This is a genomic window from Halomonas sp. R57-5, from assembly GCF_900070345.1.
Lineage (GTDB): Bacteria > Pseudomonadota > Gammaproteobacteria > Pseudomonadales > Halomonadaceae > Vreelandella > Vreelandella ventosae_B.
In genome coordinates this window covers 4,140,383-4,166,070 of record NZ_LN813019.1, presented here as the reverse complement: position 1 = coordinate 4,166,070, position 25,688 = coordinate 4,140,383, and the positions used below count along the sequence as shown (strand labels likewise).

The 25,688-nt window shown below is 55.0% G+C and carries 19 protein-coding genes; 9 read left to right on the top strand and 10 right to left on the bottom strand.

The features are described from left to right. Positions 1-80: 80 nt before the first annotated feature. Entirely contained in the window at positions 81-989 is a 909-nt protein-coding gene (locus HALO_RS18930; RefSeq protein WP_035576840.1) for an ion transporter, read from the bottom strand. Between the two features lie 52 nt (positions 990-1,041). Further along, positions 1,042-1,941, bottom strand: coding sequence for a CYTH domain-containing protein (locus tag HALO_RS18925; RefSeq protein ID WP_050713857.1), 900 nt, complete (start codon positions 1,939-1,941; stop codon positions 1,042-1,044). A 137-nt stretch (positions 1,942-2,078) separates the two neighbouring features. Between HALO_RS18925 and HALO_RS18920 the strand changes: the two genes are divergently transcribed. From HALO_RS18920 to argA, 3 genes are all read left to right on the top strand, one after another. After that, the gene (locus HALO_RS18920; RefSeq protein ID WP_035576845.1) at positions 2,079-2,759 is read left to right on the top strand and encodes a TIGR00153 family protein; all 681 of its coding nucleotides are present in this window, start codon (positions 2,079-2,081) and stop codon (positions 2,757-2,759) included. Positions 2,760-2,769: 10 nt separating this feature from the next. Continuing rightward, a complete protein-coding gene (locus HALO_RS18915; protein ID WP_050713856.1) occupies positions 2,770-4,038 on the top strand; it encodes an inorganic phosphate transporter in 1,269 nt (422 codons plus the stop codon). Positions 4,039-4,248: 210 nt separating this feature from the next. Further along, on the top strand, positions 4,249-5,565 hold the full coding sequence (gene argA / locus HALO_RS18910; protein ID WP_050713855.1) for an amino-acid N-acetyltransferase: 1,317 nt from the start codon (positions 4,249-4,251) through the stop codon (positions 5,563-5,565). 211 nt (positions 5,566-5,776) lie between these two features. Here the strand turns inward: argA and HALO_RS18905 are convergent, their stop codons facing one another. Beyond that, a complete protein-coding gene (locus tag HALO_RS18905; protein WP_050713854.1) occupies positions 5,777-6,631 on the bottom strand; it encodes an SDR family oxidoreductase in 855 nt (284 codons plus the stop codon). 425 nt (positions 6,632-7,056) lie between these two features. Between HALO_RS18905 and HALO_RS23230 the strand changes: the two genes are divergently transcribed. After that, a complete protein-coding gene (locus tag HALO_RS23230; RefSeq protein ID WP_172821685.1) occupies positions 7,057-7,200 on the top strand; it encodes a hypothetical protein in 144 nt (47 codons plus the stop codon). Positions 7,201-7,288: 88 nt separating this feature from the next. Here HALO_RS23230 and HALO_RS18900 read toward each other — a convergent pair whose 3' ends face one another. The 3 genes from HALO_RS18900 to HALO_RS18890 are packed head-to-tail and all read right to left on the bottom strand — an operon-like array spanning position 7,289 to position 10,246. After that, a complete protein-coding gene (locus HALO_RS18900) occupies positions 7,289-8,263 on the bottom strand; it encodes a hypothetical protein (RefSeq protein ID WP_035576852.1) in 975 nt (324 codons plus the stop codon). Between the two features lie 44 nt (positions 8,264-8,307). Next, on the bottom strand, positions 8,308-9,651 hold the full coding sequence (gene xseA / locus HALO_RS18895; protein WP_050713853.1) for an exodeoxyribonuclease VII large subunit: 1,344 nt from the start codon (positions 9,649-9,651) through the stop codon (positions 8,308-8,310). A gap of 4 nt (positions 9,652-9,655) precedes the next feature. Further along, entirely contained in the window at positions 9,656-10,246 is a 591-nt protein-coding gene (locus tag HALO_RS18890; RefSeq protein WP_035583078.1) for a DsbA family oxidoreductase, read from the bottom strand. 169 nt (positions 10,247-10,415) lie between these two features. Between HALO_RS18890 and guaB the strand changes: the two genes are divergently transcribed. Beyond that, a complete protein-coding gene (guaB, locus tag HALO_RS18885; protein ID WP_035576856.1) occupies positions 10,416-11,885 on the top strand; it encodes an IMP dehydrogenase in 1,470 nt (489 codons plus the stop codon). Between the two features lie 97 nt (positions 11,886-11,982). Then, the gene (guaA, locus tag HALO_RS18880; protein WP_035576859.1) at positions 11,983-13,560 is read left to right on the top strand and encodes a glutamine-hydrolyzing GMP synthase; all 1,578 of its coding nucleotides are present in this window, start codon (positions 11,983-11,985) and stop codon (positions 13,558-13,560) included. Positions 13,561-13,709: 149 nt separating this feature from the next. On the opposite strand, the gene HALO_RS18875 is transcribed toward guaA, so the two are convergent. Further along, complete coding sequence (locus tag HALO_RS18875) at positions 13,710-17,582, bottom strand: hypothetical protein (RefSeq protein WP_157693186.1); 3,873 nt, start codon at positions 17,580-17,582, stop codon at positions 13,710-13,712. Between the two features lie 300 nt (positions 17,583-17,882). Between HALO_RS18875 and HALO_RS18870 the strand changes: the two genes are divergently transcribed. Continuing rightward, on the top strand, positions 17,883-18,155 hold the full coding sequence (locus HALO_RS18870; RefSeq protein WP_231896758.1) for a DeoR family transcriptional regulator: 273 nt from the start codon (positions 17,883-17,885) through the stop codon (positions 18,153-18,155). A gap of 146 nt (positions 18,156-18,301) precedes the next feature. After that, a complete protein-coding gene (locus HALO_RS18865; protein WP_035583080.1) occupies positions 18,302-19,252 on the top strand; it encodes a DUF808 domain-containing protein in 951 nt (316 codons plus the stop codon). A gap of 34 nt (positions 19,253-19,286) precedes the next feature. On the opposite strand, the gene HALO_RS18860 is transcribed toward HALO_RS18865, so the two are convergent. Then, positions 19,287-20,207, bottom strand: coding sequence for a DMT family transporter (locus tag HALO_RS18860; RefSeq protein WP_050713851.1), 921 nt, complete (start codon positions 20,205-20,207; stop codon positions 19,287-19,289). Positions 20,208-20,300: 93 nt separating this feature from the next. On the opposite strand from HALO_RS18860, the gene HALO_RS18855 reads away from it, so the two are divergent. After that, positions 20,301-21,239 carry a LysR substrate-binding domain-containing protein gene (locus HALO_RS18855; RefSeq protein ID WP_035576865.1) on the top strand — a complete coding sequence of 313 codons (939 nt, stop codon included), beginning with the start codon at positions 20,301-20,303 and terminating at the stop codon, positions 21,237-21,239. A gap of 312 nt (positions 21,240-21,551) precedes the next feature. On the opposite strand, the gene HALO_RS18850 is transcribed toward HALO_RS18855, so the two are convergent. Then, positions 21,552-22,028, bottom strand: coding sequence for a DUF805 domain-containing protein (locus tag HALO_RS18850; protein WP_081899018.1), 477 nt, complete (start codon positions 22,026-22,028; stop codon positions 21,552-21,554). 424 nt (positions 22,029-22,452) lie between these two features. Beyond that, the gene (locus tag HALO_RS18840) at positions 22,453-25,176 is read right to left on the bottom strand and encodes an AAA domain-containing protein (RefSeq protein ID WP_050713850.1); all 2,724 of its coding nucleotides are present in this window, start codon (positions 25,174-25,176) and stop codon (positions 22,453-22,455) included. Between the last annotated feature and the right edge of the window lie 512 nt (positions 25,177-25,688).

The window sequence follows — 25,688 nt, the reverse complement described above, 5'->3', positions numbered from 1 at the left end:
CGGTGAGATAACCACTCCCTCCCGTATTAAATGAACACCACGCGCCCCCGGCTTAGCTACACTTGGTTTAGCAACCTAGTTTAGCTGTCCTGGGGCGCGTTTTTGTCTTCCTGGTCGTCTTTTTTGTCGGCATCTTTCTTGCGCGGGTCTTCGCTGTCTTCGTCCAGCCAAGTGCCGCAGCGCAGGCAGTAGCGGGCGCGCTTGTCATGGCGGTCATGACCACAGCCGGGGCAGGCTTCCTCTGAGTAACGATCCTCACGAATCGAGCGGATTACCTGAGCGGAGAATACCCCTGTGGGCACGGCGATAATCGAGTAGCCGAGCAACATCAGAATCATGGTGATGGCTTTGCCTAACGCGGTGGCGGGCACGATATCGCCGTAGCCGACCGTCGTCATGCTAACGATGGCCCAGTACATCGACATCGGAATGCTGGTGAAGCCTGCCTCCGGTGATTCAATGGTGTACATCAGCGCGGCGAATAGCGTGACCACCATAAAAATTGCCGAGAAAAACAGCAGTATTTGACGCATGCTGCGTTTGAGGGCATCCATGAGCAGGCTGGCTTCGCCGACAAACTCCATGAGACGCAAAATTCGAAAAATCCGCAGCACTCGCAGCAAGCGAACAATGACCAGACCGTGGGCGCCCGGTACTAGCAATACCAGCCAGGTAGGCAATACGGCGATTAAGTCGACGATCCCATAAAAGCTCTTTAAATACAGCAGCGGGCGCTCAAGGCAGTAAATGCGCACAATTAGCTCAAGGCTGAACAGCAGCGTAAATATCCATTCAACGTAGAAAAATATATGCCCGTAGCGCTCCGCATAAATCTCAATGCTGCCCAGCAGAATGACCGCAACGCTTAACAGAATCGCCACGATTAAGGCGATATCAAAGGCTTTTGCGCCCGGCGTGTCAGACTCAAAAATAATGTGAAACAGACGGGTGCGTAGGCCTTCCGCGCCAGGGGTTAAGTTTAAATTCATTGCATCATCCTGAAGTGGGCCTCAATGCCGTTCTAAATAGAGCGCTAAACCGCTAGCGTAGCGCGGTTTGGTACGCCAAGCGATGGGCGAGTGCCAACGCCGCTTTACCGTAGGCCGTATTGGGCTGGCCATGCTTATCAAGCGCGCTGGGAAGCGCCTGGGCATAGCTGCGCGCAGTAGTGTCCAGCGCGGGATGGTCGGCGAGGGCGATCAACGCCTGCTGGGCGTCGCTAAGAAAGCTGGCCTGCTGGCTGTCGTGATAGGCGTCCAGCGCCAGCGTGGCGCGGTGCAGCCACTCCGCCGGAGAGTGCGCTTCGGGTAGCGGCCAGTGTTGGGTGCTAAGGGCATTGCCACGGGACGCCTTGCTGCTATCCGAAGGCCGAAGCGGTACTTGTTCGGCAAGCTTAAGCGCCAGCGCCCACAACGCTTCCGGCTCGCCGCCTTTTAATTCGAGCTCTGCCTCGCGAATTGGCGTGCGGTAGCCGCCGCAAATAATCTCACCTTCATCCAACACCAATTCAATATGACTCTGCTGACCTTGTGCGCCCTCTTTTAGCTGCCAGCTACGCCGTGTGAAATCAGTGCTGAGCTGGGGGGCGAGGGCATCAAGTACACCGCTGAGCTCMCCTTGAAAAGGGGGCAGCGCGGCAAGCGAGGTGAGGTCCAGCTGCGGGCCAGCCMCCTGCCACTCCCACTCTTCGCGTTGCGAGAGCCCGCCGCCGCCCTGGCCTGCGGTTTTTACCGTTTGCAGCACCTGGCCGTCTACCTGGCGTAGGCGTAGCGCAATACGTGCCTTGGCCAAATCGCCCTGGGGGGTATCAAAGTAGGTATTGGTCAGCGTTTGTTTACGCGCGGCGTGTGAAGCGAGATACGGGTGTTGAGTAAGCGCCGCAGGCCCAGTCGGGGCAAGGGCCAGTTTAAGTTCCACTTCCATGGGGGTTGGGCTTTTCATGACGCTAGCCACCTCGTTATCGTGACATTTAGATGAATATTTGATTACATTTGTGAACTTTTCATGACGGCGACGGGCGCACTCTTTATACTGGCGCCGCCATTTCCAGGCTCCCCGAAAACAGGCTAAAAGGCATTATGGTTACCTCCAACCCTTTTTCTTCGATGTTCGGCCGCTCGCCATTCCAGCCGTTATTGGCGCATATCGTCAAGGCCAATGAGTGCGCCGATCAGCTGTTGCCGTTTTTTGAAGCAACCCTAGCTGATGACTGGGACAAAGCGGCAGAACTGCGCGAAAACGTCACCCGCTTAGAGCACGACGCCGATACGCTGAAAACAGAGCTGCGGTTGAACCTGCCCAACACCATGTTTCTACCGGTGTCGCGCTCTGACCTGCTCGATCTGATCAGCGTGCAGGACAAAATCGCCAATAAGGTACGTGACATTACCGGCATTATGCTGGGGCGTAAAATGCGCGTGCCGGATGAGTTGGCCGAGCCAATGCGTGCTTATATCCAAACCAGCGTTGCCTGCGTGGCCCAGGCACGCCAAGCGCTAGAAGAGTTGAAAGACCTGCTGGAGTCCGGCTTTGGCAAAAACGTCTCAGACGTGATGCAGAAGATGATCCGTGAGCTGCACACCCTCGAACACCAAGCCGATGATCAACAGATCACCATTCGCCGTCAGCTGTTTGCGCTTGAGAGCCAGCTACCGCCGGTGGATGTGATCTTTCTGTACAAGATCATTGAATGGGTTGGCGAACTATCCGATCGCGCCGAGCGCGTAGGTAGCCGTCTGCAGATCCTGACTGCCCGCTAAGGGGACTTTCATGCTGATTATTGCCCAGTACGGTGAAATCTTCATTATTTTGGCCTGTTTGTTTGGCTTCTTTATGGCATGGGGCGTTGGTGCGAACGACGTAGCCAACGCCATGGGAACCTCGGTGGGGTCGAAAGCGATCACCATCAAGCAAGCCATCCTGATTGCTGTCATTTTTGAATTTCTGGGTGCTTGGCTAGCCGGTGGTGAAGTTACCAATACGATCCGTAAAGGTATCATCGACCCCGAACTGCTACAGGACGACCCGCAATTGCTGGTTTACGGCATGCTGGCAGCACTGCTGGCAGCGGGAACATGGCTGTTGGTGGCTTCCATGAAAGGTTGGCCGGTTTCCACGACGCACTCGATTGTCGGCGCGATCGTAGGCTTTGCGGTCGCAGGGCTAGGCCCTGCCACGGTGGACTGGGGCGCGGTAGGCACGATTGCCGCTAGTTGGGTGGTCTCCCCCTTGTTGGCAGGCACCATCGGTTTCGTGCTGTTTAAATCGGTACACCACTTGATATTCGAGGACGCCAACCCGTTCACAGCTGCCAAACGCTACGTACCTGGCTATGTGTTTCTGGTAGGTTTCATCGTTGCGATGGTCACGCTGACCAAAGGGTTATCCCACGTGGGGCTGGATCTGACCTTTAATCAGAGCCTGCTACTGTCGATCCTCCTGGGCCTGGTGATTATGGGCATCGGCTTGATTTTKCAACGGCGTATCAAGTTTGAACACAATGCCAATGATCATTTTGGCTATGCCAACGTTGAGCGTGTGTTCGGCGTTTTGATGATTTTCACTGCTTGTGCCATGGCCTTTGCCCACGGCTCCAACGATGTGGCCAATGCGGTAGGCCCGCTAGCGGCAGTCATCAGCGTGGTACAGACCGGCGGCGAAATTGGCGGCTCCGCGCTGGTGCCCTGGTGGGTGCTGGTACTCGGCGGTGGCGGTATCGTGGTGGGTCTGGTCACCTATGGTCATAAAGKGATTGCCACTGTGGGCACGGGGATTACCGAGCTGACCCCCAGCCGTGGCTTTGCCGCTACCTTGGCAGCGGCCACTACCGTGGTGTTGGCCTCGGGTACCGGCTTGCCAATTTCCACGACGCACACACTGGTAGGTGCGATTTTAGGCGTTGGTCTGGCGCGCGGCATGGCCGCCCTTAACCTACGGGTTATTGGTACGATTGCGGCGTCTTGGTTGATCACATTGCCTGCCGGTGCGGGCCTCGCGATTCTGTTCTTCTTTATGTTCAAAGGCATGTTCGGCTCATAAATAAGCTAGCAAAAGCGCAGTACGCCAAAGCTCGAACGCATTAAGAACGACCTAAGCGATAAAATCACAGCGGCATCTTCATGTATATCTGCATTAGATTGAGCAGATTTGCATTAGAAGGTGCCGCTGTTTTTTGTGCTCTGGTAAAGTAACCTGATTAGATGTGGTAAACGTCTGATTTTTCTTTCACCTGCTGCCGGAGAGCGGCCCTTGGATACGCGCTTCCCCTTTGTTGATTGGTTTCGTAACGCATCCCCCTACATTAATGCCCACCGGGGACGAACCTTTGTCATCTTAATTGAAGGCGAAGCCATGGCGTCTGGCCGAGGGGAGCAACTGATTCAGGATTTGGCCCTGCTGCATACCCTGGGCGTTCGCTTAGTCGTAGTGTTCGGCATTCGCCCCCAGGTGCACGAGTCGCTAACCGCTGCCGGCGTAGAGCCCACGCGCATCGATGGCCGCTGGGTGGCCGACCGCGCAGTGATGGCCCATGTGGAGCAGGTAGCTGCTCACCAGCGGCTATGGCTGGAAGCGCGGCTTTCTCTTGGCTTGCCCAGCACACCGCTGCACGGTGTGGAGCTCAGCGTCATCTCTGGAAATCTAGTCACCGCCAAGCCCCTAGGCGTGCGCGAAGGGGTGGATTTCGACCACAGCGGCGAAGTGCGCCGGGTGCGTGCCAGCGCCATTGAAGGCCTGCTGGAAAAAGGCTCGCTGGTGCTGCTGCCGCCACTGGGGKTCTCCAGTACCGGTGAGGTGTTCGATTTAGACGCTTCCGAAGTGGCCCAACMCGCCGCCGTGGCGCTGAAAGCTGACAAGCTGATTTTGCTGGGGGAATCCGAAGGCTTGGAAGATGAGCAGGGCGCGCTGCTGCGTCAGCTTTCGCCAGCGGAAGCCGAGCCGCGTTTAAGCGCCGCAGTGCCAGGCAGCGAGCTCGCCCGCCATTTGCAGGCCGCCTGCACCGCCGCACGGGAAGGCGTGGCGCGCACGCACTTGCTCTCCTGGCGTAACCACGATGCCTTGCTGGGGGAACTGTTCACCCGCGACGGCGTGGGCACCATGATCACCCAGCACCGCTACGAGCAACTGCGCCCGGCCACGCTTAACGATGTGGCGGGCCTGTTGGAGCTGCTGGAACCGCTGGAGCGGAGAGGGATGCTAGTGGCACGCTCCCGTGAGCGCCTGGAACACGAGATTGATGACTACATGGTCATTGAGCGCGACGGCATGGTGATTGGTTGCGCGGCGCTGCACGTATTTACGGATACCACCATTGCCGAGCTGGCCTGCGTGGCAGTGCACGACAGCTACCGCGGCGGCGAGCGCGGCGAGCGCTTGGTGGAAGCCATGGAACGCCGTGCCCGCCAGCGCGGCTTAACAGAAATGTTCGTGCTCACCACCCATACCGCCCACTGGTTTGTAGAGCACGGCTTTCGCGCCGCCAGCCTGGAAGACCTGCCTCCACTGAAGCGCGAAACCTACAACCACGCCCGTAAATCGAAGGTGCTGGTGAAGGCGTTGGCGGGGTAGAGGTTGGTAAGTGGCGATGAGCAAGAAAAGTAATAGTAGATAGAGGCTTACGCGGATCAGTGGATAAAACCCAACGATTATTCCCGATCGGTAATTTTTAGCCTTTAGAAAAGATCGAGAGCTGTAAATATTACCGAGCGGGAATCTAGAGCGGCAGCAAGTTGCTGGCGAAAGGGCAGCCAAGCTGCCCCTATATTTCTAGCTGTATGCCTTAGGTATTCAAGATAACCCCGCCATTCAGGTGCATGGTTTGGCCACTCATGTAGGAGGACTCCTCGCTGGCCAAATAGACGTACGCAGGGCCCATTTCGCTTGGCTGCCCGGCACGCTTCATGGGCACCTGGCCGCCGAACGACGCCACCTTCTCATCCTCAAAGCTGGCGGGAATCAGCGGGGTCCATACCGGCCCTGGCGCTACGGCGTTCACGCGAATGCCACGATCCATCAGCGACATCGCCAGCGAGCGCMCCAGCCCCTGAATAGCGCCCTTGGTGGCGGTGTAATCGATCAGCGTATCGTTGCCCTTAAAGGCATTGATCGATGAGGTGGCAATAATGGTGTCGCCTTCGCTGAGATGCGGCAGGGCTGATTTGCTCAGATAGAAGTGGCTGAAGATATTGGTCTGGAAGGTGCGCAGCAGTTGATCATCGGGGATCTCGGTAATATCGTCCCAGTCGTACTGCTCTGCGGCGTTGTTGATGACGATATTGATCTTGCCGAAGTGGTCGAGGGTGCGCTTAACGATCTCACGGCAAAACGCTGGCGCTGCCACATCGCCTTTCAAAACCAAACAGCGACGGCCTTCGGCTTCCACCAGCCGCTTGGTCTCTTCCGCATCTTTGGTTTCTTTAAGGTGCACGATCACGCTGTCGGCACCTTCGCGGGCATAGTGAACGGCGACTGAACGCCCTATGCCGCTATCGCCACCGGTAATAATCGCGMCCTTGTCCAGTAACTTATCGGCGCCCCGGTAGCTTTCACGAATGTATTCGGGCTCTGGGCGCATGGCGTGTTCATCACCAGGCTGTTTATCCTGGTGCTGGGGTGGTTGGTGTTGATCACTCATGTGCGGTCACTCCATTGTTGGCACAATTTGGTTGGCACATACGGCTAGTCATCGTAAAACATCACTTACTAACCACTGTTCAGGCCCTCGTATCCTCGAGTACCTTACACGCTGTAAACGTAGACCAAGGTAGTAACAACGGCAAACCAGGAAGCGAACGCTGAGCAATAAAGCGGCTGGTCATCCAGAGAAATGATAGTGGCAGGTTATTGAAGCTATCAATATTGCTAATGTAGCTGCTATAAAGCTATTTTCTTCTTTTAAGTGTTTGTTTTAAATATTGTTTAATTGCAGTTATGTCGTGTGTGCTTATGAGGGTGAATTGCAAGTTGAAGGGGAAGGGCTACAGTTAAGTCAGCCAGGGATAGGAGGCACCACGCACGCCTCCCACTCTTTCGCTCACCCACCACGGTAAGGAAGAAGCGATGACTCAAGTTCCCGATAAAGACCAGAAAGCCCCTAAAGAGAAGGATGACCACCATGATGAGGCCAATCCGATGCCGGATACCCATCATGTAAACCCGGAGTCCGATGACGATAAAAAGTCAGGTAAGGATTCCAAAAAATAAGCTATGCAACACTGTTTCTATGCAGAATTGTTTAGGCCAACGCTAAACAAAAAGGCGCTACTTCTCAGTAGCGCCTTTTCTATTAGCGCTAAACCTCTATGTTGATAGAGGACGTTGATACGGCAACGTCACCTAGCGAGGTAGGCAGCAGCTGCCCCAATGAGGAGTAGAGGGCCTCTGAAGTGGATGCTGCAACCGCACGATCCGTCTTTTCCATGGCTTCTTCAGCTTTCTTTAGCTCACGGCGGGCTTCTTTATCCTCCTCGTTCAGCCTAACGTTGAGTGCGTTAACCGCTTCGCGTAGCTCTTTCTGAGCGTCAGTCAGTACGCCGCGAAGGGCGTGTTCACTAGCGCTGGAACCATTGCCTTTCGAGCGGTTGTCTTCATTTTGAATGAGAGTGGGTAGGGTAGGTAATACGCCGACCTCGGTGGATGTATCACCTTCAGGCTCGCCCGCTGCTTTCTCGGCCTCTTGCTCAGCAGCCTTTTCAGCATCATCTTCGGCTGTTTGCGCATTCGCTTCGGCTTGCTGCGCGTCACTGGAAACCGTTGACTGGGCGCTCTCACCACCACCCGCCTGGGCCCCGGCTGATTCGGCTCCGCTGGTTTGAGAGACGGCCGGTTGAGCTGCTGTCGTGGGGATTCCTGCCGTGGGAACTGCGGTCGTTGCAACCACGGACGGAATCGCGGTCATGCCTGCACCACCGCCACCTTGATTGTTCAACAGCTTAGCCGCACCGGCAAGCTCACGGGCGATGCTCTTGAGCTCCTTGGCCATGTTTTTAAGCTGTTCAGGAGAGGCGAAGGCCATCATGGCTTTCAGCATTTCAATCCGCTGGCGCAGGAAGCCCACTTTATCGCTGGCCTGCTGCTGGGAGGCTTCCTTTGGCGTAGGTAGCGACGCCAAGCTCTCCAACGCTTCCTGCTGCTTTTTAAGCCGCTTTGTGAACGGGTCGTCTTCAGCAGGCTCGCTCTTTTGGGGAGCGACGCGGGTGGGCGTTAAAAACTGCGGCTTATCTTGGCGCTGATTAATCAGTGTAAAAGACGAAAATCCAATCTTCATGACGGTATCCTCTCCTCATTGTTAGAAGATATCGGCCATTTAACTTAGGACTTTAAACGCCGCTTAACTTCCACGCTTAGCCTGCCTTCACCTAGCTTCAGTTTCAGCTTCTGGCCGGGCTGGGTATCTTCCGCGCGGCGAATGACCTGGCCCTGCTCATCCTGGGCAATTGCATAGCCACGCCCCAGCACCGCTAGCGGACTGACCGCGTTTAACTCCCGTGCGGCGGCTTTCAAGCGTGCCTGTCGGCTCTCCAACTGGCGCTGCATCGCACTCCCCAAACGGCGCTGTAACTGGCTCACACGCTCGCTTTCTGCACGGTGCAACCGCGCCATATCCTGGCTGGCCAAGCGCCTGCTCAGCTGTGTCACCTGGGCTTTCTGCAGGCCAAGCGTGTGCTGCATGGCGCGATTCAAGCGCTGATTGAGGGCGGTTAAGTGCTGGCGCTGACGGTTGAGCTGCTCGCCGGGAKGACGCAGCTTGGCGCGCAGGGTATCCAGCCGCTGGCTGTCGCGCTCTAGGCGCGCCTGCATGGCCCGCAGCAGGCGGCTGTGTTGATGCTCCAGCTGGCGCTTAAGGGTGTTTTGATCCGGCACCAGGCGCTCAGCAGCGGCAGAAGGGGTGGGAGCGCGCATATCCGCGGCAAAATCTGCCAGGGTGATATCCACCTCGTGGCCCACCGCCGACATTACCGGCAGCCGGGAATGGAAAATTGCCCGCGCCAAATGCTCGTTATTAAACGCCCACAGGTCTTCCAAGCTGCCGCCGCCACGGGTAATGAGCACCACATCCCGTTCCGGGTCTAGCTTCGCTTGGCGGTTTAATAACCCTAGGGCCGAAATCATTGCCGGGGCGGCTTCGGCGCCTTGCACCGGCACCGGAATCAGTGTCACGTCCGCCAGCGGCCAGCGCGCTTCCAGCACCGCCAGCACATCGCGAATGGCTGCCCCGGTGGCAGAGCTCAATATCAGCAGCTTGCGGGGCGGGAAGGGCAGCGGCCGGGCGTTGGCAAACACACCTTCACCTTCCAACTGCGCTTTTAAACGCTCAAACGCCGCCAGCAGTTCGCCCAGGCCTGCCGCCTGAACGGCCTCGGCAATTAGCTGATAATCGCCGCGGGGTTCAAATAGCGACACCCGCCCACGCAGCTTGACCTGATCACCGTCGCGCATCGGCGCCGAGACAAACCTCGCCCGCTGGCGAAACAGCGCGCAGCGAATCTGCGCCCGGTCATCCTTCAAGGTGAAATAGACATGCCCCGACGCCGGGCGGGAAACGTTAGAGAGCTCGCCCTCCACCCACACCTCGCCCACATCGCGCTCAAGGGTTTGCTTGGCGCGCTGGTTGAGTTGACTGACGGAGAGTGCCTGGGGAGTGGGGGAGGGCATAGGGTTAAGCCCGCTCTAATAGAAAACGTTTGAGGGCGTCGGGATCAGGCACGCCCTGAATCACTTCGCCATCGATGACCAAGGTAGGCACCGACTGAATAAGCGCCTCTTCCACCGCGTGACGCTGAGCCGTTTGGTGCTGCTCGCGGTAGCGGCCTTCGGCCAGCGCATCAAGCACCGCTTGGCGCTCCAGGCCCACCGACTCACCAATATCCGCCAGCACTTCCGGGTCGCCTATATCGCGCTCCTGCTGGAAGAACGCTTTCAGCGCTGCCATGGAGTAGGCGTGGCCCAAGCCTTGCTCTTCGGCCATGGCGAACACTTCAAAGGCTTTGTCGGTGCGCGGCTGCGGCGAAATATTGGGCAGCTTGATGGGCACGCCGAGCTTTTTGGCCATGGGATAAACCGAATCCTGCCATATCTTAGGCAAGTAAGGGTCTTCCACCTTCAACGTGGGCACCGGGGCAGGGCGCAGCTCGAAAGGCCGCCAGCGGATTTCCACATCCATTCCCTCGGTTGCCTGAACAATGGCCTCTTCGGCTAGCAGGCAGAAGGGGCAAACGTAATCGGTGTAGACAATAATCTGTTGAGACAAAAGGCCCCCTTTAAATAAAAAATAACCCACTATCAGCCTAACAGCATACGTCATTAGCAATTGGTATAAGCACAACAGCCTGACTGCATTGCTGGGAAGGCCCTCAAAACGCTATAATGGGGGATTAACCTTTCACGCCCCACTTCCTCTCAATCAGGGTGTTGCCGCTATGCTACGTATGGCCCAAGAAGCACTAACGTTCGATGACGTACTCCTCGTTCCCGGCTTCTCCGATATTCTCCCCAAGGATGTCAGCCTCAAAACCCGCCTGACCCGCAATCTCTCGCTCAATATTCCGCTACTCTCTGCCGCGATGGACACCGTTACCGAAGCGCGCCTAGCGATTGCGATGGCCCAGGAAGGCGGCATCGGCATCATCCATAAGAGCATGGCCATGACCCAGCAAGCCGCCGAGGTACGCAAGGTCAAAAAGCACGAAAGCGTGATTGTAAAAGACCCAGTCACCGTTAGCCCGAAAGCCAAGCTGGAAGACCTGCTCGCCATGGCCCGTGAAAATGGCTTCTCCGGCTTCCCTGTAGTGGAAGGTGAGACGCTCGTGGGTATTGTGACCGAGCGTGATATGCGCTTCCAGCCTAACCACGGTGACAGCGTAGCGGACATCATGACCCCCCGCGAGCGGCTGATTACCGTCAAGGAAGGCACCGATCTCGAAACCAGCAAAGCCAAGATGCGCGAACACCGCATCGAAAAAATGCTGATTGTGGATGACGAGTTCCACCTGCGCGGCCTGGTCACCTTCCAAGATATCGAAAAAGCCCGCACCTACCCAATGGCCGCCAAAGACAGCGATGGCCGTTTGTTGGTAGGTGCCGCCGTAGGCACTGGCCCGGAAACGCCTGATCGCGTTGCGGCACTGGTCGAAGCCGGAGTAGACGTGATTATCGTCGATACCGCCCACGGTCACTCTAAAGGCGTGATCGACCGCGTACGCTGGATCAAAGAGAACTTCCCGGCCATTCAAGTGATTGGCGGTAACATCGCCACCGCCGCCGCGGCCCGTGCGCTGGCTGAAGCGGGCGCGGATGCCGTCAAAGTCGGTATCGGCCCTGGCTCAATCTGCACCACGCGCATTGTAGCCGGCGTAGGCGTACCGCAAATTACCGCGGTTTCCAACGTGGCCGAAGCGCTCAAAGAGTACGACATTCCGCTGATTGCCGATGGCGGTATCCGCTTCTCCGGTGACCTGGCCAAGGCGATTGCCGCTGGCGCCAGCGCCGTGATGGTCGGTGGCCTGCTGGCCGGTACTGAAGAAGCACCGGGCGAAGTAGAGCTTTACCAGGGCCGTACCTACAAAGCCTACCGCGGTATGGGCTCCATGGGCGCCATGTCGCAAAACCAGGGCAGCGCCGACCGCTACTTCCAGGATAAGAGCGAAGGCGCCGAGAAGCTGGTGCCGGAAGGCATTGAAGGCCGCGTTCCCTATAAAGGCATGATGGGCGCTATTGTCCACCAGCTGATGGGCGGGCTGCGCGCTTCCATGGGCTACACCGGCTGCCGCGATATTCAGGAAATGCGCACCAAGCCGGAGTTTGTTCAGATTACCGGCGCTGGCTTTAACGAATCCCACGTCCACAACGTGCAGATCACCAAAGAAGCTCCCAACTATCGGGTGAGCTAACCAGCGTAGTTAGTTAAAACGGCGGCGGGCACAACAGCTCGCCGCTTGCTTTTTGGCCTTACCAGCGGCACCCACACCGCTTAACCGAGACCCCGCCATGAGTGACATTCACGCCCATAAGATTTTGATTCTCGATTTCGGCTCGCAGTACACCCAACTGATCGCCCGCCGCGTACGCGAGATCGGCGTTTATTCCGAAGTCCGCGCGTTTGATATCACCGAAGAAGAGATCCGCGAGTACAACCCCAACGGCATTATCATGGCCGGTGGCCCGGAATCCGTGACGGAACTGGACTCCCCGCGTGCGCCCCAGTGCGTGTTCGAGATGGGCCTGCCGGTGTTTGGTATCTGCTACGGCATGCAAACCATGGCCGAGCAGCTGGGCGGTAAGGTAGAAGGCTCCAACCAGCGTGAATTCGGCTACGCGCAGATTCAAATCGACGAAGACAACGCGCTGTTCAAAGACATCAAAGACCACGTAGACGCCAAAAGTGGCAAAGCCCTGCTGGACGTATGGATGAGCCACGGCGACAAGGTGGCCGAAGCGCCCGCCGAGTTCACCGTGACCGCCTCCACGCCGAGCTGCCCGATTGCCGCCATGGCCTGGGAAGAGAAGCAGTTTTACGGCGTACAGTTCCACCCGGAAGTGACCCACACCCTGCAGGGCCAGCGCATTCTCGAGCACTTCGTGCTGGATATCTGCAAAGCCGAGAAGCTGTGGACGCCTGCACAAATCATCGAAGACCAGGTACAGCGTGTGCGCGAGCAAGTGGGCGACCGCCATGTACTGCTTGGCCTCTCCGGCGGGGTGGACTCTTCCGTAGTTGCCGCGCTGCTGCACAAAGCCATTGGCACCCAGCTGACCTGCGTATTCGTCGACAACGGCCTGCTGCGTAAAGCGGAAGGCGATCAGGTCATGGAAACCTTCGCCAAGCACATGGGCGTGAAGGTGATTCGCGTAGACGCCGAAGACCTGTTCCTCGGCAAGCTGAAGGGTGAAAAAGACCCGGAAGCCAAGCGCAAAATCATCGGCAATACCTTTATCGATGTATTCGATGAAGAGGCCAGCAAGATCGACGGCGTCGAGTTCCTGGCCCAGGGCACCATTTACCCGGACGTGATCGAATCCGCCGCCTCCAAAACCGGCAAAGCGCACGTGATTAAATCCCACCACAACGTAGGTGGCCTGCCGGAAACCATGAAGCTCAAGCTGGTCGAGCCGCTGCGCGAACTGTTTAAAGACGAAGTGCGCAAACTCGGCCTGGAACTCGGCCTGCCCTACGATATGGTGTACCGCCACCCGTTCCCTGGCCCCGGCCTGGGCGTGCGTATTCTGGGTGAAGTGAAGAAAGAGTACGCCGACATCCTCCGCGATGCCGACGCTATCTTCATCGAAGAGCTACGCGCCTCTGGCTGGTACGAAAAAACCAGCCAAGCGTTTGCCGTATTCCTGCCGGTGAAATCCGTAGGCGTAGTCGGCGATGGCCGCCGCTACGAATGGGTCATCGCGCTACGCGCGGTAGAAACCATCGACTTCATGACCGCCCGCTGGGCGCACTTGCCTTACGAGCTCCTGGAGAAGGTTTCCAACCGGATTATCAATGAGTTGGAAGGGGTTTCGCGGGTGACTTATGACGTGAGTAGCAAGCCGCCTGCTACTATTGAGTGGGAGTGAGKGCAGAACAGGGCCGTTGATTGATCCCTAACACCGACGCATCACACGCTTCCTGCGAAAGCCTGCCGTTACCGGCAGGCTTTTGTGTTGCAAGGCGTTATCTATTTGGTGTTAATTTTGATGTTCGTTTGCTGAAAATAGGGTGAGGTTTAGCGCGATAAGTCGAGCACTATAACTTCGACCCGACCCGCTCTCACTGATGAGTGCTGTTCAAGCTTATTCTGTAAATCGTCGGCGCTGGTCGGTTTGGCTCCACCTCCGGGAAGTGTGGGAACTTGGTAGCCGGAGCCAAACCAGAATACTAGGAATAAGCCTTGTCCTTCCGCCTGCCAGTGGCCGGTATAGAATGCTTCAAGCTGACCATCAATTGCGTTCCACAATTCCCGATGCTGCTGACGCTTGGCCTCTAATGGCAACAGCAAAGCGTCGTGCTGGAAGACAATATCGGCGCGCTTATCCTGAGGCATGTCAGCCTCATTAGCAGTGAAGATTGATAGGGGCGTGAGGTGGCCGCGCAGCAATGAGACGGTCCTGTCGCGGCACTTATTCTCGGTGTGCGGGAGACCACCATCAGTCCAGTACAGGTCGATCTCATCTTCTGAACTACCACGTAGTCGCCTGCCTAGCTCTCGAAGCTCTTCGGCCACGATCGCGCGCAAGTCGGCAACGCTGTTAGGTGGGCCGTCATCTAGTATCATCTTGATCTGGTCGAGTGTTGGCGGGGCATAGCTTTCGTCAACCTGCTTCTGCCACTGCTCTGCAGAAACTATCTGCAGAGCCCATGTGTAATCATCCCTAGGCGCGTCTTTTAAAGTAGTAAGTGCCGTAACGGCTTTAGTTGAAATATCATTCCCTAAACGAGTGATCAGTGTTCGGATGTATTGCGATGCGTCCCATGGGTTTGTATCCCCAGTTGTTACGCCCACTGGTCGATTAACTTCGGGCCATTGCTCTCGAAAGGTTGCTATCATCCAAGTGAGCTGATCAACCGTTAGGAACGTGCCAGTTTCCTTATTATGCCTACCATGCCCAGCACGAGCTTGGAGGTGCCACAGCAACTCGGGCTCGATCACATCGCCCAGCCCCTCTTTTGCCGCTTCGAAATCGATGAGCAGGGCTACTGCTTCCCAATTCCGTCGCCGCTCGTCGCTAATCTCTCGGCGCTGTCGGTCAGCTATCAGCAAGCGCAACACATCACGGCGGTTGGTTCGCAGCAATCGGTCGATCATCTCTATCTCTGCCTCGCTCGACATATGGGGATAGCGGGCTAGCCAGTTTTCGGCGAGATCAGTGCCGAAACCACCATCATCGCTTCGCATGAACGCCCCAAGGTGATCCACATGCTGAMCCTGCCGCCTCAACTGAGGCTCTATATAGAGCCGCATCACCTGCTTCCATCGTTCGCGCCGCTTCAATTCGGCTTCGATTTTGGGGGCAAGTTCATTCAACCCGTCTTGATCGCCGGTCGCCCCATTCCAGCACTCGAATAGGCCTGCGGCTAGCCGCTCACTGCTAACACTTTCAAACGGCTCACCTCGCGTGCGTACTCGCTCGGCGAGTGCTGCGACGATGATATAGGCTGCAGGATAAAATTCACTTTGGGCGTAGCTCCGAGCAATCTCTCTAGCGCTAGGTCTAGGCGGACTAGCCTGCATAAACGCCTCGAAGCCTTTCATCGCGGCTGCCGCGATCTCCTCCCCAAGCCACTCGGCAACACGCTCGTGTGCTGGTAGGTCGTCGCTAATCTCTTGGAAACAGTTGAGGTATGCTTTTGCAGGCGGGAGGATTCGGCTAAATTGGCCCGACTTGACCTCTTCGATATTCGCAAGATAGTTGCTGCGACGCTTGGCGAATTTGGCAGTCTGCTTCTCCCTGCGTTGTCGTTTGTTTTCCTCTTGCTTGCGCTCCCAGTTCGGAATCTGTCTCTCTGCTAAGCTATCAATCCAGGTAAGCAGGTCAGGCCGGTGCTTCGCGAAGGGCTTAGACGCTTCACGCAGTGCCTTACCCTCCTTTCCCCAAGGGCGGCCAAGCATAATAATTTCTCGCCAGCGTTCGTCGGTGCGGTCATTGGGATCCAGCGATTGGAGCAGGTGAATAATTTCGCCCTGTGTGGGATACAGGTCGATGACCCCCTGTTGGAGTCGCCAAGCTCTCTGCCATATATTTTTGTTGCCAACTTTGTCAATTAAGGCGTGCCGTTGGATCGCTTGGCGTACCGACGGATTAGCCTTTAGCCACTCTCCTGTTTTTTTACCTTGGTCACGTTGGTAGGAGGTTTGCTCCCAGAAGGGTTCGAGCCATTGCCATAGCCGCAGCGTTTCGACTGGCCTGCCATCTTTGAGGCGCTTGAGTACAAGGGCATATTGAAGATCGGTCAAGTCGTTTTCTTCGATCCCCGCATGCTCGGGCAGAAGCGAGACTGCCTGAGCTGCGAAGAGGTCAAGCAAACCGTCCAGCCGAGCTATAGGTACATGCTTAGCAAGGCGATAGAAACCAAAGACAGTAGTGCTCTCGGAGTCTGCTCTAATCGGGCATACCGATAGCCCATCGCGGGCAAGGATAATCGCTACAATTTGCTCATCGTTGAAAGTATCTACGCCGATGTCATCAAGCAGCTCATGCGCGAGCCGAAGGGAGTCAGTCCGCACCTGCAGCCTTAGCTGTTCAAGCAGCGCGGGCCAGTTCTCGTCACCAAGTGCAACCAGTACCTGAGCGCTTTCATGCCGTATACCGTACGGCTCGGCCTCATCAAGCATGAGATCGCGTAATAACGTGCGTTGGTTCTCAGCCGTTGGTGCGCCTTTGAGTTGCTGCAACAAGAATGCCCTTAGTCCGAATTCGGCCCCAGAGTTACTAATTACGCGTACAACTTCACTCATCAGAGGCGGTGTTACCAACGCCGCCGCGCGGTATTCCTGCCAGCCGCTGAATCGAGGATTATTGGCAGAGAGCCGTTCAATTGCTGTGAATAACCGCCGCGCCTGCTCGGGCGCTAGTGCCTCCGCGTCGCCATACTCGACTACTCCCATTGGATCTGCGTCTATAACCGCATCTGCTAATTGCGGATCGCGTGCCAGCCAGGCGTGGAGACCGCGCAGCGAAGCGGGCACTAGCCCGTGCGACTGGAACAACCTGAGAAGACGTTGTCGCTTCGCTCGCGTATCGGCCCGCGCGGCTAGCCAGCGCGCGCCAACAAACTCACCGATGCGGCGATGGGTGTAGGTCAGGCCGTCCAGATCGGTTGCGAAAAGTTTTGTGTTTGCCGCCAACTTCACGTGGCCGTTATCAAATGCTTCAACCTCTGCCAATGGCAGTGCCTTGTCAGTGGGATGAATCGCACCGCTCGGTTGATCGGTGATGCGKGCATTGCTCGTGAGTATCAGAGCTGAAAATGCTGCGCCCGCCGCATCAAGAACCGCGTCATGGGGCAGCTCGTTTTTCAGAGGGTTATGCTCTTTTCGGAGTGTTTCGATTGCATCCTCGAAAAGATCACTGCTGGTCGTCGGCAACTGCCGATCTTCAGGCAGGGCGGCTACCAGCTCTAGTGTCTGTGGATTTCCAAGGAAATCGAGGCCGAACCGCACGAAATGATCGAGCAGCGTCTGGGCACGCTTCGCGTTGCCGATAAGTTGAGTGAGCAGTTCATGCTGTTCATCTTCGTCGAGTGGTTCTAAGTGCACTTCCAGCGGTGCCACATCGTCATATTGGTCGGCAATCGCCTGTGCTGAGATAGCAGCACGCCAATCCGCCACTCGGCAACTGAGAATGAATGGGGGGTAGTCGAGTTCCCCTAGCTTTCGCAGTACTAAATCGACCGCATCGCCGTCGGATTGAGAGGAAACCTCATCGAGCGCGTCGATAACTAGACGTTCATTGTCGCCGAGAAGAGTCTGTGGACGCGGCTTATTAATCAATTGCTGAGCGCGGCAGAAAGCGTTGCCACCTTTCGCGCTTAGCTCCTTAAGTAATTGGGTCTTCCCCATACCAGGCTCGCCAAGCACGACGATAGGTTCACGGAGCATAAGCAGGTCGTCTTGCTTCAGTTGGTGCTGACCACTTTGGTCGGCAAACCACAGTTTTCTCTGAAAATAGCTCACGCGCGCACTCTCTTATTCAATTGAACACCACCGCTAACCCCTAGCCTATCATTTGTTTTCGCGAGATATAGGAGCATAGCTATCATGTCGCGACGCAAAGCTTAATACGATTATCTTGAAAGCGCTCAGAAAGGAAGCCTCATTATTGCGCCGTGGTTGTTGTGGTTTCTGGACACGCTGAAAGAGGCGCTCGAACAGGCTCTTTTAAGGATTGGCCGTGTGTTAATGAAAGCCACCTCCTGGCAGCGTCATGCGACCACCGTGCTGAACGAACGGCAAATCAAGGTGCTGAACCGCTTATTGGATACAGCAGGAGAGGAATTTGCGCAGGGCATCAATGCGCGTAAGTACCAATCGTTGGCCAAAGTTAGTAAAGCCACCGCAACGCGGGATTTGGCAGAACTGCTGGAGAAGGGCTGCCTTTCCAAACTACCCGGCGGTGGGCGTAGCACGCGTTATTCGGTGTTACTTGGGCAAACTCATGAAGGCACTCAGTAAGTAGTGGGCTTTGTCAGTAAGACCATATCGCTTGCATTGAAAACCGACCTATAGCAACTGAATGCCTTTGCCTCAAAACACTTTGAAGGTAACTCAGCCGCCGTATGCTTTACTATCTGCAACTGTTATTCACGGAGGAAGCATCCATGGCCATAGGCGGCTTGATAGGATTATTGGACGACATTGCCGCATTGGCGAAGTTATCCGCAGCATCACTGGACGATGTGAGTGCCGCTGCTGGGCGTGCGACGGCGAAGGCGGCCGGGGTGGTGGTGGATGATACGGCGGTGACGCCGCAATATTTGCAGGGGGTGGCAGCGGAGCGTGAACTGTCGCTTGTGAAGCAGATCGCGCTGGGGTCGATCCGCAACAAGCTGATTTTTATCCTGCCGGTGGCGCTGCTGCTGAATCACTTTTTGCCGTCGCTATTGCCGATCATCTTGATGGTGGGCGGTACCTACCTAGCCTTTGAGGGCGCGGAGAAAGTCTGGCATAAACTTTCCGGCAAGCATGTCGACGACAAGCCCGCGGTTGAGAAAGGGCCGGAGGCTGAGAAAAAGATCGTAAGTGGCGCCGTTCGTACCGACCTGATTCTGTCGGCTGAAATCATGGTGATCGCGCTGGCCACGGTCTCCCATCAGGGGTTCTGGTCCCAGCTGGCGAGCCTGGTGGTGGTCGCGTTTTTCATCACACTTCTGGTGTATGGCGTGGTCGCGCTGTTGATCAGGATGGATGATATCGGCCTGAAGCTCGCCCAGCGGGATAGTTCGAGCATGCAGACCCTGGGCCGTGGGCTGGTGACGGCCATGCCCAAGGTGCTAGCGACCATCTCGGTCGTGGGCACCGTCGCTATGCTCTGGGTGGGTGGGCATATCCTGATGGTCAATCTGGGTGCCGATGGCACGGGTTGGTTCAACGCACCCTATGAGTGGGTACACCATATTGAGCTAGGCATTAGCGAGGCAACCGGTGCCTTGGGCGGCACGCTGGGCTGGAGCTTCAATACGCTGTGCTCTGCAGTAATTGGCTTTTTGGTGGGCTCGGTGGTGGTGGGGGGGGGGCACCTTATGCCTACCAAGAAGGCGCATGCTAAATAGGTGCACGTTGCGAATAAGTAAGCAGAAATTTCGATTAGCCCCGCCGTTGCCGTAACMCCATCACTCCCGCGATTAAGATCATGCCCATACCCAGCCAAGTCATGGCATCGGGCACTTCGCTGAATAGCAGGTAACCCCAAATACTGGCAAAGATGAGGTAGGCGTAATCAAAGGTGCCTATCAACGCCGAAGGGGCAATTTGATAAGCCCTTGCCACCCCGGTATTCACAATGATCAGCAGTAGCGCGTAGGCGCCCACGATCAATAACGCTTCGGCGTCTAGCGGTTGCCAACCGGCGAACAGGAACGGCGCGCGTTCGGCGAGTGTTGCTGTGCTGTGGATTGCGACCAGCACACTGAAGAGAGTGCCTGCTGCCAGGAAGGCTAGATTTAATCCCAGAGTGAGAAGTAAGGGGTGTTCTCTTTGGCAGTGGTGGCGAGTGACCAGCATGGCTAGCGCATAAAAGAGGGCGGCAAGCACGGGTAGCAGTGTGGCGGGTGTGAAGGTGTCGCCGTCAGGGCGCAACACCACCACCACGCCCAGGAATCCGCAGAGTATGCCCAGCCACGCCTGGCGTGAAAGATGCTCGCCCGCCCCAAAAGCAGCCAGCACGGCAATAAACAGCGGCGKGGTGTAAATGGCGACCGCCGCCACCGAGAGTGGAACCAGCGGCAGTGCTGCGTAGTAGGCTATCCACATCAGCAACAGAAGCAGGCTTCTTATCGCCACCCAGCGGCGTGCTTTTACCTTGGGGCGGGGGCCTGAATGACCAATGATCAATCCAAAGAGTATCGGCAGCGATAGTGTTGAGGCGATGACATAGAGTTGCCATAGCGACATACTGGCACTGAGATACTTAACCAGGGCGTCGGTCAACGCCAGCAGAAAGACAGCCCCCACGATAAGGCTGATGCCCTGTAGGATATTATCTTGTGGTTCAGCGGTGGCCTTCATTGCAGCGTTCCAGATATGAATTCCGCTCTAGAATGCCGCTGCCTCTAGCAGTGCTTCAAACGACTTCTGCGTCACAATGCATGAGCTCAGATTATGGATAACTTCATCAAGTCTCTTCCACCGCTGGCGACGCTGCGCCCCTTTGAGGCTGCCGCCAGGCTTGAAAGCTTTTCGCGCGCGGCGGATGAGCTCCACCTGACCCAGGCGGCTATCAGCCGACAGATCCGTGCTCTGGAGGAAGACCTCGGCGTGATGCTTTTTGAGCGCCGTAATCGCAGTGTGTTTCTTACCCGCGAGGGGCACGAGTTTGGCCGTACGGTTTCCCAGGCGTTGGAAAGCGTCGCCACGGGGGCTCAGGCGCTGCGCGGCGCCCCGGATGATAAGCGCGTCGTGTTGTTCTGCCAGTTATGCGAAGCGTTCTATTGGCTGATGCCACAGCTGGCTGACTTCAATCGTCGCTATCCTGAAATTGAGATACAGCTGGCGACGTCGACAAGGCCGATTACCGAATTTAGTGGCAACTTCGACATTGCGCTGCAAACCAACGGTAGGCCTAGCGGGAGCCATCAATTGGTGTTTACCGCCGAGGACGAGATATTTCCGGTCTGCAGCCCAGCTTATTTGAAAGGGGCCACTACCCCGTTGAGCCTCAACGCTTTGCTGAATCAGCGGCTACTCCACCACCACGCTGACCCGGCGGATTGGCTGGAGTGGGATGGCTGGTTTCGTGCCATGGGGCACTTTGAACTCTCATCAGCAGAGAGTGCTGTTTTCGATAGCTATCCGCTGCTGCTGCAAGCGGCTATCGCGGGGCACGGTATCGCCTTGGGATGGCGGCGCACAACGCAACGATTAATAGAAAATGGCGAACTGATCCGCCCGGTGGCCGAGAGCTTGCCCCAGCACGATGCCATCGCCCTATACACACGCCAGGGCGCGCCTAAACGCCCAGGCAGCGAAGCATTATTGGGTTGGCTGCGTGAGGTGTTGGGTGATGAGCCGAATATAAATTTTAATCGGCTCAAAATATGATCTTTATCATCGGTGTAATCGGCTCGTGTGGCGCTGGGAATAGCACCACCATGACCGTTGCAAACGGAAGGTTTATAACGGCCTCCTCAGCGAACTAGCTCTCTGACGAAAGCATCGTCCACGTGCTTTCTTTATGTATTCGACATGCTATTTTGAATGTACATAGAGCGCCGCTGCGCTTACCACATGCGATAGGAGGTCGAGCTCTGGGCATGATGACGATCAGCAGCATTCCTGAGGAAGTACACAACGCACTGAAAGCCCGCGCCAAGAAAAATCAACGAGAGCCCAATTGCGATGGTGACTTATGCGTTATAGAGTTGCCGTTAAAAAGAGTAAAGACAACATCAATAGTAACGACACATATACACATTTACTATTTTTAGGAGGTACGGGGCCGAAACGGTTCTCCCCTTTAGTACCTGGTAATAATAACATCAGTAATAGCATTATAGGTGTCGCAATGGGAACGAAGAAAATCAACATCCACCATCCTGTTGCATTGAAATCATTTAATCTACGTGTACAAAAGATAACTCCCATCACTGAGACCATAATTGTTACAAAAATCATGAATAGACTCAGTGCGTTATGCCACTCAGGATAGTAAAGACTCCATAGAACATTGCTGGCAGCACCTATTGCCGCCCATATAATAAAGATAAGCAGCGAATATTTTAAAAAGCGCAACCTCCCTAATCGGCCGCGACTATTCAAAATATCCAAGCTAAGCCCTGGCTTTTGAGCTTTGCTATAGTTTAAATCTGAGGAGTGTGCAGGTTGGTTCATAAACTTCCATGTTAGTTTTAATTTATTGTAAACGCTTTAACCACTCCCCGCCACTATCAACACCATCGCCATAATTGAAAACACTATCCCCTTTACAACGTTGCCGCTAAACCTTGCCTGGGCACCAGTGATCCAAACACGACGGGAATCACTGGGTACATCGACACAATCACAATGCTGATAATGGCTACAGGCCCTCCCGCGATAACACATACAGCGTTAGCCCTAATGCGCTGATACTGCCCGCCGAGATTGCCCAGTTAATGGATTCTTCTACTCTGATAGGTGGTAGAGCTAATGGTTGTTTCCGCCTGGAAAGATGCCAACTTTAAACGCGCTCTGGTATCCAATGGACACTCGTATCCGCTATATCAGATCACGCTACCGAGGGGCCTGGATTCAGGTTGAGACACAGGGGGCTAAGCTACTCTGCGGCTGAGGCAATGTTTGTCCACTGAAACAAGAAATCCGCGATCTTTTCTTCAATCTGGCTTTCGACGGTTTGTAACCGGAGKAAGGGGATATTGCTCTTCTGCAGAATGCTGTTTTTCAAAGCATCTCGTTCAACCTGCTGTAGTTTGTCATGATCCCCGCCATCGACCTCGATCACCCCCAGCGGTGTCTTTCCTACCCTGAAATAGATCACGAAATCGCAACTTGCGCGGTTTTCCATGAATTCTCTTTCGCGCGCCGTCAAGGCTTCGTTGGCCGATGAAGCGAGTTGAATAAGTGCGACCTGGGAGTGGAACATCATTGACTGATATGCTTTCTGGAACAAGGTATCACGCAGTATCCGCGCCACGATCTGTTCAGACTTGAATTGTGAGTCGCTGGCCAGCAGCCTAGCGTTCAGTCTTTCCAGCGACTGGTCGTACTCCTCATAAAGTAAGTCGAAGGCTGAAACAACAGGAGCACGGTGGATCTGCTTTTCATCGGCGTAGTACTCGATGTAACGCATCAGTGCGGCAATGTGCCCATTGCTTGCGGCAAATACATCATCACCCGTCACCAAGGTGAATTTATTTTTGGCTCTGGATACCGCCACATTGACCAAGTGAGGGTCATCCACAAAGCTTAGACTGCTCTGGCTACCATGTTTCTTGTCCAGTACGGTGGAAAATACTATCTCGTCGCACTCCCGGCCTTGGAATTTGTGCACGGTGTTCTTGGCGAAATCAGCGGGCAGGTGAGTGCGGGAAAGAGAAACCTGTGCGTTGTAAGGCGCAATAAAACCTCTGCCATTCTCGCTATCCCATTCGCTCTCACCAGCCCCTTCGAGCTTATTGAGTAAGGAGTCCAGTTCTCTGAGATTCGCGTTATTTCGTGCGTGGTTTCCCTTGGCGGTGACGAGCAGCGTCAACGCCTTCTCGCCGTTGTCTTGCGTCATCGGGATGAGCTGGTTGCCATAAAACTGCTGGTTACAGAACTGGATGATTTTAGGGTGACACCGGTAATGCTCTTTCAGCAGTGTCATCGGGATCGATTCGTTGAAAACGCTGACGCATGAGTCGAGCAGGCTGTACTTTTCGCAATCGTAAAATTCGGAGGGAGTGGGGATACCTAATGGCGTTGGAATGTGCGGGAGCTGCTTTCTGTCGCCAACGATGATCAGGTTTCTCGCGCATCCCAGCGCCAGGATTCCAGGAACAATATCCTGTTGGGAGGCTTCGTCGATGATGACATAGTCGAGAATCGCACCCTTGCCGAGCGAGTTGACGATAGAGTGCGTACTGCTACCAATGATTGGGTAACGCTGTAAAAACTCATCGAAATTCCGGCGGTAGTTATCTGAATTGAAAGTCCCCTGGCTGGGAGTATGTTGGTGAAGATGGTGTTTTAGGTACGCCATAGAACTGGACGTTAGATCATTCAGCAATGTCTCGAATTGACCGCGCTGCAGTTCTTCACGATAAGCTGTTAACGCCGCTTCTTTCTCCAGAAGAGCCTTGTCGTAATAGTGACGCTGTAATGTATAGATTGCGGACTTGCGCTGTTCCCACTCATCGAAAGGTTTTATGCGCAGAATTTTAAAGTTGAGCAGTAGTTTAATTCGGTCTTTGATACCGATACGCCGCTCGGCGAGTTGGTTTAAGTACGCCAACAGATCCGTTGTTTGTTGCGGAGACAACTTGTACTTATCTAGGTCGGTGGACGCTTCCACGCTATTTTCGTGCTGCCATTGCAACAGGTAGCGACGTTCAATGGTCAGTTCGTCGATTTCAGCTTGCAGCCGGGCCACCGCATTCTGAGCATGCAAGTACTGCCTTAGATGTTGTAGAAGAGCCTGGATATGCTCAATGTCGGGAGCAGGGGCAGGGGAATCCAATGGCGGGGTGGATGCGCTGGCAAAAAAGCTCTCGCGGTTCTCCTTGCTACCCAGCTTGGCTACCAAATAACCCAGCCCGACTTTATCTAATTTCTCGTAGACGTTCTCCACGGCGGCATTGTTATTGGACAAGAGGGCAACGGTTTCTCCACGGTGCAGGATATTAGCGATGATATTTAATATCGTCTGCGTCTTGCCTGTGCCTGGAGGGCCTTCGATTAGACTGATTTGTGAAGTGAAAGCACGCTCCACCGCCTCCAGCTGGCTTTCATTAATCCCGAAAGGGTAGATAACGTTTCCTGCGGGTTCTCGCGGTTGATTGCTCCCGCTACAGTAAGCGTGCAGCGCAGTCTCAGCGTGAGGTAGAATCTGATTCAGTTGGCGAAGCACATTTTCGGCAATTGGTTTATCTTTTGGTGCCGCTTGCTTGACTCTTTCGTTTGCTAAAGAAATGAAATATTGGAATATCGATTCATCCTTCATCGCCGTTTTTGGTAAGACTTCAATGTCGTCTATATTCATTACGTAGGCTTTTGGATTTCCGGGATATTGAATGACGGCACATTTGTTACCGTATAACACGAGCTTCTCGACGACGCTAAATACTGTGCTCCCCTTTTTTACGACAAGTTGTTCATGCAATTCCTGGGTAGGAATGATCTCGCACTCGCGAAGTGGGCGGGAGTAAGACTTGCCAGAGGGGAAGTAGCAAGTCAGCGTTAGAGCATCCCATGTAGCCCCTTGCCTTATCTTCCAATCGTTGATCTGCCTAGTTTTGTTTTCACCGTTTACATAGATGGAAACCGTCGATTCTTTATGCATCTCTTACCTAAAACGTAGAAATATCAAGCATGGTATCAGAATACGTATCCAATGATTCGATATTCCCGAAGGATGCTATCTTGACACTATCGTCCACATTAGAAAACTGACCCAGTGCCAGTAGGCTGCACGTTTCATTCAGGTCACAGCATTGGATGCGACCCAGAACGTTATGCGGTTACTCAGGAATAGCTGTATTGCGAATATGAGTAGCCATTGCGTTGAGTATAACGGTATTGGCCTCCTGGCTATATGGGGAAGGAATCGTATAGAAGCTGAGTGCCATCAATGTCATTCCTGCTGCGGTTGGGCAAGGCATATTCTGGCCCAACCCAAGAAGTGACTTCCAACCCCAGCGCTGAAGAGCTGAATAAATGGATAAAGCGCCAGTGTGTTTAAATAAATTGAATTAGACTACAAAGAGGAGTAGCAGCAAAGTATGATTGGTTCGGGCTTATTGGAGGTGTTCAAAGTTTGAATGATCTTGTAAACACGCTTCAACAACTGCTGGT

What these genes read in the sequence shown, in the direction of transcription:
- HALO_RS18930 (WP_035576840.1), bottom strand. Translation starts at nt 989, where the DNA reads ATGAATTTAAACTTAACCCCTGGCGCGGAAGGCCTACGCACCCGTCTG.
- HALO_RS18920 (WP_035576845.1), top strand. Translation starts at nt 2,079, where the DNA reads ATGGTTACCTCCAACCCTTTTTCTTCGATGTTCGGCCGCTCGCCATTC.
- HALO_RS23230 (WP_172821685.1), top strand. Translation starts at nt 7,057, where the DNA reads ATGACTCAAGTTCCCGATAAAGACCAGAAAGCCCCTAAAGAGAAGGAT.
- HALO_RS18900 (WP_035576852.1), bottom strand. Translation starts at nt 8,263, where the DNA reads ATGAAGATTGGATTTTCGTCTTTTACACTGATTAATCAGCGCCAAGAT.
- guaB (WP_035576856.1), top strand. Translation starts at nt 10,416, where the DNA reads ATGCTACGTATGGCCCAAGAAGCACTAACGTTCGATGACGTACTCCTC.
- guaA (WP_035576859.1), top strand. Translation starts at nt 11,983, where the DNA reads ATGAGTGACATTCACGCCCATAAGATTTTGATTCTCGATTTCGGCTCG.
- HALO_RS18870 (WP_231896758.1), top strand. Translation starts at nt 17,883, where the DNA reads ATGAAAGCCACCTCCTGGCAGCGTCATGCGACCACCGTGCTGAACGAA.
- HALO_RS18865 (WP_035583080.1), top strand. Translation starts at nt 18,302, where the DNA reads ATGGCCATAGGCGGCTTGATAGGATTATTGGACGACATTGCCGCATTG.
- HALO_RS18855 (WP_035576865.1), top strand. Translation starts at nt 20,301, where the DNA reads ATGGATAACTTCATCAAGTCTCTTCCACCGCTGGCGACGCTGCGCCCC.
- HALO_RS18850 (WP_081899018.1), bottom strand. Translation starts at nt 22,028, where the DNA reads ATGAACCAACCTGCACACTCCTCAGATTTAAACTATAGCAAAGCTCAA.